An 11,013-nucleotide genomic window follows, 5' to 3' on the forward strand; every position below is an offset into this window, starting at 1 on the left:
GCATCCCTCTCGGCATTTGCTTGGTTGAGAAGGACAGCCACTTGGTTGAAAAGGACAACCTGCTGAGCGTGGCGCGCTCAGAACACCTTCAAGACGCGCAGGTTCAGGCGTGCCCCTTCCTTGAGGCCTTGTTCGACCTCGATGTCGGTGCCGATCTGGGCCTGAATCTGCAGCGTGGGCTCGATGAAGTGCGTGACGGTGAAGCGCCCATAGGAGGTGGAGACCCCGTCGTGCTGATCAACCCCGTTGACGGTGGTCGCCGAGCCAGTGACGTAGCCGCCGCCAACGGCGAAGGTGGTGCTCGGCGTCCAGTTGTAGCGCATGGCGGCCTGGTACTCGTAACGGGTGTTTTCTTCCAGCTTCGCCCCGGTCGGGCCGAAGTCATTGTTGGCCGACACCCATGAGGCTTCAGCCACCGTGTCCAGCGCCCATTTCGGGGAGAAATGGTGGATGTACGCCGCCTGTAGCGTGGCGCGCCAGCGGTTCTCGCCGAGGTTCAGGGCATCGTTTTTATCGTAGCTCCCCACCGGAAAGGACAGGTAGGGTGCCAAAGCGAAGATGTCCTTGTTCGCGGTGGGCAGCGTCCACTTCAGCGGCGCTGTGATGATCGGGTCGCCGATGCCTCGGGTATCGCCCAAGGCGCCGATATCTCCAGAAGCGTTCAATTGGCCGAAAGGCAACAGAATCTGCGGTTCCCATGAGAGGTTTTCTGACAAGCCGATGGCGTGCACATAACGCAGGATGCCGATGTCCGAACTGAGCCTGGCGTCGTCGGAGATCTTGTGGCCGTTCTGGTACAGATTCGAGCGGTCGGCGTGCTGGTAGTAGAGCAGCAAGGCGTTGGCGCCGGCCGGCAATGGTTCGAAATCACCGGGAGCTACCTCGATGGCCTGGCTTTTGACAAAGGGCAGCATGCACAGCACGAGTAAAGAGTGACTCAACTTCATGATCGATTTCCTGGCAAAAGGGTCCCCAACCCCATGCGCTAGAGATGGGGGGCCAAAAATTATTCGGGGGGGGCGGTCAGTGTCAGGGCGAAATCCGGATCAAGACCGCCCGTGGACGCCGGGTAGCGTCAGACGTCAGGTTTTCGTGGGCGCCGCGTCACGCAACATGCCGGTTTGCGGGTGGCAGTTGATGTACTCGAACACTTGATCCTTGGCGTCGGATACCGAGACTTCGTGATAGAGCCGTAGCTTCGACAGGCTGGTGGCCACGCGAAAGAAGGTCACGAAGATTCGCAGATGGGTCGGATGGGATTCGGCCCAGCGCTCGAGTTTTTCCAGGGAGCGCCAGTGACCGATGTTGTAGCTCAGGTTCAGAAAGTTGCCGTCCAGGTCGATGTAGTTCACGAAGCGATTGCTGTAACAACCCAGGTCCTTGCCATTGTCACGCAGGAAGTCCATGCCCGCCTGCAGCGTCGGCAGAATTTCGTTGAGATAGAGCGATCGTTCTTCTTCGCCGGCATCCGCCCAGTCCTGGCCGGAGCGGATGAGCGCGACATTGTCGTGGCCTTGCACGACCACACGCCCACCTGTGGCGGGGTCGCCGGCGATGACCGTCAGTTCACCGGAAGGAACCATCCAGTCGGTCTGGGAAATCGGGAAGCGATCACGCATCGATCCCCAGTAACCGTGTTCTTCGATGTCGTCACTGATGGTGTCCATCACGGCGCCAACGCCGGGTAACTCATCGCGAAAGCCATACAGCGTCTCGAACTGCTCGGCCCGCGGCGCGACAATTTCCCGAAAGTAACCGAGACCGTCGCTCAGGCGATCCTCGGAGGACCACCATTCGATTACCTCAGGCGTGCGCAGCCAACGGCAATACGCGGCGGGGTCTTTCCAGTAACCGACGATCATCAGGTTGTCGTAACCGCTGTTGTCGGTGTGGTGGGTCAGGTCATGGCTCAGAGGGCCATCGGGCAAACTCAGGCTGGCGGCAATGTGGCGCATCGCGCGCAGAGCTGCTTCACGCTGGTCCTCCCCGCGGTATTGCACACCCCAATACCCCATCACTACTTGTTCCAGTCGCTCATCGGCGCGTCCGACCCACATGGGGAAGGGGGGCTGGTATTCATCGGGGACGCGACGAGACAACGTCCGCGGGCATTTGAGGTGCTTATCGATCGCAGATTCCATGGTGGGCTCCTTGGTTTTATTTTTGCTATGCGGTGATCTGTTCAACGTTTCAACGGGCACGGGTGCCTGGAGGTTGGCGCAGCCAGTCGACGCCGCAGCGCCAGAGTCCCCAGCTCTAACAGGTAGGTGGCGAACTCTTCAGGTGCCAGGTCGCGCATCTGCAAAAGCCAGGATGAATCGGACTGTCTCTGCTGCTCTGGCAGTTGCATGGGACACCTCGTCAGTTGTGGTTGGAGGGGCACGGTGTGGGGTAGAAGTTAGGCGGGGACGGCGCAGTGCGCTTGGCTCGTACGGACAACCGTTTGGCTAGAAAGGACAGGCTCTGAAAACAGGAATACGATGAGCGGAATTGGTGCGCGCACTCCGTCAGGCGGCGAATGCATGTATCGATAACGGGCAGGAGTAATCCGTGTGAAGCGTTAGCGGGATTCGCTCACGCAGCCTCTATCACGAGCGTGCGAGCGTCTGGCATTTCAAGCGCACATGACGTTGGCACCCCGAAAGGGGAGTGGCCTGCTATTTGCTAAGCAGGGAACCAACGTTACCGTCACCCTTATTGTTCAGTCGCCGCCGTGAGGTGAATGCCATGAGCCATAGCAATCAGTATTCAACCCTCGCCGTTGCGGCTCCACGTCGCTTTGATTACTGGAAAGAAGTGGTGTGCCGTCATTGTCTGGCGGCGGACAGCAAACCGTTGACGCAGAGCGATTTCGACGGGGCGCTGGAGGTGAACGGCATGGGGCCGCTGGACATCTGTACGCTGTCCTCGCCACTGCATTATTGGGAGCGCGCGCCCCGGCACTTGCGCAGCGGTCCGGATGAGGATCTGTGGCTGGGTTTCACCCGGCGAGGCTATGGTGAACTGGAACAGGCAGGGCGCAAGGCAACGCTGGCGGCGGATAGTTTGTTTCTTTATGACGCATCCCAAACGTTCCGATTCAGTCTGGGTGGTACCGAGAACCACCTGGTCCGCATTCCGCGACAGTTGCTCAGTCAACGGTTGCCAGGCGTATCAGGTTGCACCGCCGTGGTGTTGGACGATCGCCGTCCAGGAGTGATTCCGTTGCGCGAGATGTTGCATCAAGCGGCGAGCATTCCTGCGAGTTTTCAAGATGAGGGACTATCCAGCCGCTTTTCCAACACCCTGCTTGACCTACTTGCGATTAGCCTGGAACTCCAGGACTTGAAGACGACCCATGACGAGCTGGATCTTTATGGTCGGATCATGAACTACATCCGCCAGCATCTAACCGATCCGGACCTGTCGATCGAACGCATCGCTCAAGTGCATTATGTGTCCACGCGAACCGTCACGCGCGCGTTCGCCCGTTACCAGAAAACGCCAGTTGCAGAGATCTGGAAGGAGCGCCTGATCGCCAGTCGCGAGGCTATAGAACGCGGGCAGGTACGCAGCATTTCTCAAGCTGCACTGGATTTCGGATTCTCCGATTTTTCCCATTACAGTCATGCTTTTCGCAAGGCTTTTGGTATGGCTCCTCATACACTCTTGCGCCGGAATTGAGCAAGGCCGCTCGCAATACTCCAGAGCCAAAACCGTTGAGCCTCCCAACGCTTTCCTGCTCGGAATGCTGAGTGATATCCCAGTCGTGCATCATGCACATTCTCTGATTGAACAAACCCAGGCGCATCAAGGAAAACCTGGGAGCGGTCAACTCATTCCGATCAGCAACATTGGCGGTCAGCGACTCGAGTTCTCTGATGGTAATTCTGGACATGAAATGGATTTCCCCTACTTTTACCCCCACAAAAACGTCGGCGCTCGATGGACGTTCCTGAACTCTCGTAGAGCAGAACAACGTTGGAGCTCAAGTAAATGCTCGCTTGAAAAACTGGCGGCGGCAAACCAACTGGCAACCAATGCGCTGCATCTGCTGCCTGCTCAAGGGGAGCGCGTCGTTGTTTTGTGATCGTTGACTGAGGGAAAGGATCTGCATATACAGTCCGTTCTTTCAAATTTGTTTCGGTAAGTCATGAGCGAAGAACGAGATATTCCCGAGCCTGAGCATGATCACCTGCTCGATCATGAGTTCCATGATGACGAATCATGGGTCGAAGACGATGCTCAAGAAATTTTTGACCAAGAAGAAGCAGAGGATGATGACGTTGATTTTCTGGATCAGATAGATCAAGAGGACTGACACGGCAAAACCCAATGGTTTCACGACACGCAAGTTACCGGCATGGCTGTTCAGGTCGAAACACACGCAGCGGGCATGCACTTCAGGCGTAAACTGAACACGGTGCAGCATGCATTGAAAAGCGTGCACCAAGAGGTGATGTCATGCGCTCAATAACCGTCCGCTCCTCGATCGCACTGCTGGCGTTGTTTATGGTGCCACTTGTCACCGCAGCGCCTTCAGTCGAAGTCGTCTTCAAGGACCCCGAAAAACTCACCGATGCCAGCCTGGATAGTCCGGGCAAAGTTACTTACAGCCCATAGCCCGCGAGATTGAGGCGCTGCTCCACCGCTGAGTCAGCGATTTGCAGGTGATCGTATTGGTTTTTGCTACAGCATTCAGCGGCGAGCGCCAGTTGCTTCTGGTCTGTCCTCGTCATGCACGCTGCCGAGTCAAATCTGAATCGTAAATGTAAGAGTCGCCCAGAATGCTGTCGTATCGGACCAGCATTCTCACTCTCTCTCTGGCCTGGAGGAAGACTACGCCCGGATCACCGTCCGCGAGTACGATTGAGAAAGTATTGAATTTCTTATCCGGTGGAATGAATTTCCCCACGATAAACATATCGGTACTAATTCCAGATGTTGTATCTCCAAGCACTTTCCTTGCGCCAGGGGCCGGGGTTCGGAGCCCATTTGCGCTGGGGCATGCTCAGCTATTGCTGATGCAGGGAGTATAGGTGCAGAGAAGATTGCGCGATGCGAGCAGCAAGCAGGGGAAAGGCAAGCGGATCGGTAATTGACGTCTGGCCAGTGGCAAGGGCCAGTAGAAGCAGGCCGCCGAACAGGGGTAAACCTTCGACACAATTAGCATGGGCTCGCGCCAGGCGTTGCATGAAGGGTGAAAGATTGGAGTTATCCGGTTTGAACTCGGTTGTGGGAATTCGCTTGAGGACAGCAAGCCCTCCGCGCAGGAGCTCCATGAGAATCAGCAGCGCCAATGTCCACCCAATAAAGCCAGTCATAGCGATAGCCGTCGGGCTGGTCATATCTGTTACACCCACTCATCAAGGAAGTAATGCGATACGAAACCGGAGTGCTATTTCGTGCCATCAGAATAGACACAAAATGGTTCTGCATCGGGTAGCCATCCTTTCGACTAACAAGCGGACAGGGTAAGGGGGCATTGCAATAGAGACATCGTGGTTGGCGGGCTTTGATTTTTCGGGAGAGTGTTAGTCCTCAGGATCAATCTCCTCTTCGGGCTCGCACCTGGCACTTAGTTCGGCGATGGTTTCGGCAATGAAGCTTGCATTCCCGGTGATCACGGCCCAGTGGGCCTCAATACGGTTGGACACTTCCGTAGAACCACGTTGGTCTATCCAGGTGCGTATTTCTTCAATGGCGCAACCCAGGGCCATGATGTTCTGATTGAATCGGCTGAGTAGGGCTGGGGTAGGATCATCTGGCAGGGGCATGGCCGCTTCTCCTTTGTCTGAGAAAAGCGTAGCAGGCAACAAAAAGCCCGCTCAGTGGCGGGCTTTCCATACGGGGTCAAATCCTTTTGTCCGTTCAATCTGCGCTTCATTATGTGAGCGTTTCGTGAAAAACAGGTCGCTGATACGAAAAAGCCCAGGGTGCTACGGTGCCCTTAACGCCGATCCAGCCAAACCGTCTGTGCATTACAGAATTCGCGCACGCCGAAGTGCGAGAGCTCACGGCCAAAGCCGCTCTTCTTCACGCCACCAAAACTGACTCGCGGATCGCTGGCGCTATAGCCGTTGATGAACACGCCGCCGGTTTCAAGTTCGTTGGCCATTTGTTGTGCAAGTTCGGCATTGCGCGTGTAGATCGTGGCGGTGAGGCCGAACTCGCTGTCATTGGCCAGTTCCAGCGCATGGGCTGCGTCTCGGGCTGTGATGATTGATGCCACTGGGCCAAACAATTCCTGTTTGAATGATGTCATCCGGTCGGTCACGTTGCCCAGTACGGTGGGTTCATAGTAGTTGCCGGTGCCTTCAGCCTTTTTTCCACCCATCAGCAGCGTTGCGCCTTCTTCAAGTGTGTCGCGCACTTGTTGGTCCAGTTCGTCGCGCAGATCGAAGCGAGCCATCGGGCCGATGTAAGTGTTGGTGGCGAGTGGATCACCGACAACCAGTCGTTGGGTAGCCTCGACGAACTTGCGGGTGAATTCCTCGACAACGCCTTGCTCGACAATCAGGCGTTTGGCTGCGGCGCAGACTTGTCCGGTGTTTTGATAGCGCCCGATCACGGCGGCTTTTACCGCCTCATCGAGGTCCGCGTCGTCGAGCACGATAAATGGGTCGGAGCCCCCCAGTTCCAATACACATTTCTTCAGTGCTGCTCCGGCCTGGGCACCGATGGCCATGCCCGCACGGACGCTACCGGTGAGGGTGACCGCCGCGATACGTGGATCGGCGATTGCCCTGGATACACCCTCCGGCGTGACATTGATGACTTCGAAAACGCCTTCGGGAAAGTCCGCTTGCTTGATGGCCTCCAGCAGCAGGTAGGCGCTGCCCATGACGTTGGGCGCGTGCTTGAGCACGTAGGTATTGCCGGCCAGCAGGGTGGGGACGGCGCCGCGCAGTACTTGCCAGATGGGGAAGTTCCACGGCATGACGGCGAGAATCGGGCCGAGCGGGCGATATTCAATGCGTGCCTTGCCGCCTTCAACCTGGGTCGGTTCCGGGCTCAGCATGGCGGGACCGTGTTCGGCGTACCACTCGCAGAGCTGCGCGCACTTTTCAATTTCACCGCGGGCCTGAGTAATCGGCTTGCCCATTTCCAGGGTGATCATGTTGGCCATGGCCTCTGCATTGTTGCGCAAGGCGTGGCTGAGGTTGATCAAAAGCTGCGCACGTTGTTCAACCGGTTTGCTGCGCCAGGCTCGAAACCCGCTAGCGGCCCGCGTCAGTGAGGCCTGCAATGCTGAATCGGAGTCGAAAGGGTACTGGCCGATCTGTTCGCCAGTGGTCGGGTTGATCGAAATGGCATGGGTAAGGCTGGATACGTTGGTCATGGCACCGTCCTGCAGGGTGGGAATGTGCTCAGGTTATGGTGGTATATGTTTTATAGAAACTGAATAATACTGAGCATAATATTCACGTTTGGAGAATGATTTGGATCTGGTTCAGCTCGAAATTTTCAAGGCTGTCGCCGAGCACGGCAGCATTAGCGTGGCCGCCCAGCATATCCACCGGGTGCCTTCGAATCTGACGACCCGAATCAAGCAGCTTGAACTGGACTTGGGTGTGGACCTGTTTATTCGCGAGAAGAGTCGCCTGCGCTTGTCGCCAGCCGGTTGGAGTTTTCTGGATTACGCTCGACGTATTCTCGACTTGGTTCAAGAGGCGCGCGCCACGGTGGCGGGTGAAGAACCGCAAGGCGCATTCGCCCTGGGTTCGCTGGAAAGTACCGCAGCGGTACGGATTCCGGAACTGTTGGCCGCCTACAACCAGAAGCACGCCAAGGTCGAACTGGACCTGTCCACCGGCCCCTCTGGGACCATGATCGACGGGGTGCTGTCGGGGCGCTTGGCCGCGGCTTTTGTTGATGGTCCGGTGTTGCATCCTGCACTGGAGGGCGTACCGGCATTCGAGGAGGAAATGGTCCTGATCGCACCGCTCAACCATGAGCCAATTCATCGGGCGAAGGATGTGAATGGCGAAAACATCTATGCCTTCCGCTCCAACTGCTCCTATCGTCATCATTTCGAAAGCTGGTTCGCCAACGGCGCGGCGGTGCCTGGCAAGATTTTCGAAATGGAGTCCTATCACGGCATGCTGGCCTGCGTCAGTGCCGGGGCCGGTCTGGCATTGATGCCCCGCAGCATGCTCGAAAGCATGCCGGGATGTACGACGGTCAGCGTCTGGCCGTTGTCGGAGTCTTTCCGTTATTTACGCACCTGGTTGGTGTGGCGTAGGGGGACGGTGTCGCGGAGCCTGACGATGTTTGTGCGCTTGCTTGAGGAGCGTGGTGTCGTGTTGATCGATAAATAGTGGAAAGTTAACGGTCTGTGCTGAAAAACCGGATAATGGCGGCCAAATCGTTTAGCTCGTTATTCTGGTAATCGCACATGGAAATCAAGGTCAACTTTCTCGACAACCTTCGACTTGAAGCTAAGTTCGACGACTTCACGGTGATTGCCGATCAACCCATTCGCTACAAGGGCGATGGCTCGGCGCCGGGGCCGTTCGATTATTTCCTGGCTTCGTCGGCGTTGTGTGCGGCGTACTTCGTGAAGCTGTATTGCGAGACTCGCAATATCCCCACCGAAAATATCCGCCTGTCGCAGAACAACATTGTTGACCCGGAAAACCGGTACAACCAGATTTTCAAGATTCAGGTCGAATTGCCGGCGGATATCTCCGCCAAGGACCGTCAGGGGATCTTGCGCTCCATTGACCGTTGTACGGTAAAGAAGGTGGTGCAAACCGGGCCTGAGTTTGTGATTGAAGAGGTCGAAAACCTCGACGCCGATGCCCAGGCGTTGCTGATGCCGCACTCGACCAGCGAAGCGGGCACCTACATTGTGGGCAAGGACCTGCCGCTGGAGCAAACCATCGCCAACATGTCGGGCATCCTGGCCGACCTGGGCATGAAGATTGAAATCGCTTCGTGGCGCAATATCGTTCCCAATGTGTGGTCGCTGCATATTCGCGATGCGCACTCGCCGATGTGTTTTACCAACGGCAAAGGCGCGACCAAAGAAGGCGCGCTGGCATCGGCACTGGGCGAGTTTATCGAGCGGCTCAACTGCAACTTCTTCTATAACGATCAGTTCTGGGGCGAGGAAATCGCCAACGCTGCGTTTGTACATTACCCGGACGAGCGCTGGTTCAAGCCTGGCCCGAAGGACGAACTGCCGTCTGAAATCCTCGACGAATACTGCCTGAAGATTTACGACCGGGACGGCGAGTTGCGTGGTTCGCATCTGTACGACACCAACTCCGGCAACACCCAGCGCGGTATTTGTTCGCTACCCTTTGTGCGCCAGTCGGACAATGAGGTGGTGTACTTCCCGTCTAACCTGATCGAAAACCTGTTCCTGAGTAATGGCATGAGCGCTGGCAATACGCTGGCCGAAGCGCAGGTGCAGTGCCTGTCGGAAATCTTCGAGCGCGCGGTCAAGCGCGAAATCCTTGAAGGCGAAATGGCCCTGCCGGATGTGCCGCAGGAAGTGCTGGCGAAGTACCCGGGGATTCTGGCCGGTATCCAAGGGCTTGAAGAGCAGGGCTTCCCGGTGCTGGTCAAGGATGCGTCGCTGGGCGGGGAGTTCCCTGTGATGTGCGTCACCTTGATGAACCCGCGTACCGGTGGCGTATTTGCCTCGTTCGGCGCGCACCCAAGCCTGGAAGTGGCGCTGGAGCGCAGCCTGACGGAACTGCTGCAAGGCCGAAGTTTTGAAGGTCTGAACGATCTGCCTCAGCCGACATTCGAAGGTCAGGCGGTGACTGAACCGAACAACTTCGTGGAGCACTTTATCGACTCCAGCGGTGTGGTCTCGTGGCGCTTCTTCAGTGCCAAACCGGATTTCGAGTTCGTTGAGTGGGATTTCTCCGGTCAAGGCGAAAACTCCAATGTCGAAGAGGCCGCGACGTTGTTCGGCATTCTCGAAGACATGGACAAAGAAGTGTACATGGCGGTCTATGAACACATTGGCGCCAAAGCCTGCCGCATTCTGGTGCCGGATTACTCGGAAATTTATCCGGTAGAAGACTTGATCTGGGATAACACCAACAAAGCGCTGCAGTTCCGTGCTGACATCCTCAACCTGCACAGCTTGAGCAAGGTCGGCCTGAGAACGCTGGCCAAGGGTTTGGAAAACAGCGAGCTGGATGATTACACCGACATCACTACCTTGATCGGCATCGAGTTCGACGACAACACGCCCTGGGGCAAATTGACGATACTGGAGCTGAGGCTGCTGATTTATCTCGCCTTGCAGAAGTTTGACCAGGCGAAGGATCTGGTGGAGGCCTTCTTGCAATACAACGACAACACCGTCGAACGCGGCTTGTTTTATCAAGCGGTGAACGTCGTGCTGGAAATGCAGCTGGACGATGATCTGGAGCTTAGCGACTACGAGGTCAACTTCCGTCGGATGTTCGGTAACGAGCGGATGGACGCAGCGATAGGGTCGGTGGATGGCAGCGTACGTTTCTACGGTCTGACGCCGACGAGCATGAAACTGGAAGGCCTCGACAGGCACCTTCGCCTGATCGACAGCTACAAGAAGCTGCACATGGCGCGGGCGAGGGTGGCGGCTTTGTCCAGCTGATATTCAACAAAAAAGCACCTTGGGTGCTTTTTTGTTTTTTGGGTGGTCAGTCAATCGTCTGTGCGCGGTGGGCTGATTTTTTGGCTGTGACATGGGCTGTAGCTGCCCATGAGGAAGCTCTTCTATATAGAAGGGCGTCTTGGCGCTTCTATATAGACGTCCTTTGGGGTGTTTTGCTGGTTTCTGCAGGTTGTTGATAGAAAACCTAAATCACTGCTTGACGGCAGATTTCAGATGTCTATAATTCGCCCCACTTCCGGCGCAGTCGAAACGGAAAACTCCTTGGTAAACAATGAGTTATGCAGTTTTCGACAGTGGGTCGCTTCAGTTCATCGAAGCCGAAAGGGAGTTGAAAAAGAGGTGTTGACAGCAGCGTGTAACGCTGTAGAATTCGCCTCCCGCTGATGAGAGATCTGAAGCGCAAGTGGTTG

General features: G+C 56.4%; 12 protein-coding genes. 6 read left to right on the top strand and 6 right to left on the bottom strand.

The window, feature by feature from the left end; all coding sequences use genetic code 11:
• Positions 1-77: 77 nt before the first annotated feature.
• From B0D71_RS13905 to B0D71_RS31450, 3 genes are all read right to left on the bottom strand, one after another.
• The gene (locus tag B0D71_RS13905) at positions 78-947 is read right to left on the bottom strand and encodes a transporter (RefSeq protein ID WP_103395247.1); all 870 of its coding nucleotides are present in this window, start codon (positions 945-947) and stop codon (positions 78-80) included.
• 135 nt (positions 948-1,082) lie between these two features.
• Positions 1,083-2,141 (bottom strand): aliphatic aldoxime dehydratase, encoded by a 1,059-nt coding sequence (gene oxdA, locus B0D71_RS13910; RefSeq protein WP_103395248.1) that lies wholly within the window; start codon positions 2,139-2,141, stop codon positions 1,083-1,085.
• A gap of 41 nt (positions 2,142-2,182) precedes the next feature.
• Entirely contained in the window at positions 2,183-2,350 is a 168-nt protein-coding gene (locus tag B0D71_RS31450) for a hypothetical protein (RefSeq protein ID WP_165798715.1), read from the bottom strand.
• Between the two features lie 377 nt (positions 2,351-2,727).
• On the opposite strand from B0D71_RS31450, the gene B0D71_RS13915 reads away from it, so the two are divergent.
• The 4 genes from B0D71_RS13915 to B0D71_RS13920 all read left to right on the top strand — a co-directional run bounded on the left by B0D71_RS13915 (position 2,728) and on the right by B0D71_RS13920 (position 4,602).
• Positions 2,728-3,663 carry an AraC-like ligand-binding domain-containing protein gene (locus B0D71_RS13915; protein ID WP_103395249.1) on the top strand — a complete coding sequence of 312 codons (936 nt, stop codon included), beginning with the start codon at positions 2,728-2,730 and terminating at the stop codon, positions 3,661-3,663.
• A gap of 64 nt (positions 3,664-3,727) precedes the next feature.
• Complete coding sequence (locus B0D71_RS31235; RefSeq protein ID WP_133160936.1) at positions 3,728-4,069, top strand: hypothetical protein; 342 nt, start codon at positions 3,728-3,730, stop codon at positions 4,067-4,069.
• A gap of 63 nt (positions 4,070-4,132) precedes the next feature.
• Positions 4,133-4,300, top strand: a complete 168-nt coding sequence (locus B0D71_RS31455; RefSeq protein ID WP_165798716.1) for a hypothetical protein — start codon at positions 4,133-4,135, stop codon at positions 4,298-4,300.
• A 143-nt stretch (positions 4,301-4,443) separates the two neighbouring features.
• Positions 4,444-4,602, top strand: a complete 159-nt coding sequence (locus B0D71_RS13920; RefSeq protein ID WP_240635699.1) for a hypothetical protein — start codon at positions 4,444-4,446, stop codon at positions 4,600-4,602.
• Between the two features lie 392 nt (positions 4,603-4,994).
• On the opposite strand, the gene B0D71_RS13930 is transcribed toward B0D71_RS13920, so the two are convergent.
• The 3 genes from B0D71_RS13930 to B0D71_RS13940 form a co-directional block, all read right to left on the bottom strand.
• Positions 4,995-5,327: an MAPEG family protein gene (locus tag B0D71_RS13930; protein WP_103395251.1), complete on the bottom strand. Its 333-nt coding sequence runs from the start codon at positions 5,325-5,327 to the stop codon at positions 4,995-4,997.
• 186 nt (positions 5,328-5,513) lie between these two features.
• Complete coding sequence (locus tag B0D71_RS13935; RefSeq protein ID WP_205885998.1) at positions 5,514-5,756, bottom strand: hypothetical protein; 243 nt, start codon at positions 5,754-5,756, stop codon at positions 5,514-5,516.
• Between the two features lie 173 nt (positions 5,757-5,929).
• Positions 5,930-7,321: an aldehyde dehydrogenase family protein gene (locus tag B0D71_RS13940; protein WP_103395252.1), complete on the bottom strand. Its 1,392-nt coding sequence runs from the start codon at positions 7,319-7,321 to the stop codon at positions 5,930-5,932.
• A 100-nt stretch (positions 7,322-7,421) separates the two neighbouring features.
• Here B0D71_RS13940 and ptrR point away from each other — a divergent pair, with 100 nt between their 5' ends.
• Complete coding sequence (ptrR, locus tag B0D71_RS13945) at positions 7,422-8,300, top strand: putrescine utilization regulator PtrR (protein WP_103395253.1); 879 nt, start codon at positions 7,422-7,424, stop codon at positions 8,298-8,300.
• A gap of 77 nt (positions 8,301-8,377) precedes the next feature.
• The gene (locus B0D71_RS13950; RefSeq protein ID WP_103395254.1) at positions 8,378-10,582 is read left to right on the top strand and encodes an OsmC domain/YcaO domain-containing protein; all 2,205 of its coding nucleotides are present in this window, start codon (positions 8,378-8,380) and stop codon (positions 10,580-10,582) included.
• Positions 10,583-11,013: the final 431 nt, after the last annotated feature.

Source organism: Pseudomonas laurylsulfativorans, assembly GCF_002906155.1.
Lineage (GTDB): Bacteria > Pseudomonadota > Gammaproteobacteria > Pseudomonadales > Pseudomonadaceae > Aquipseudomonas > Aquipseudomonas laurylsulfativorans.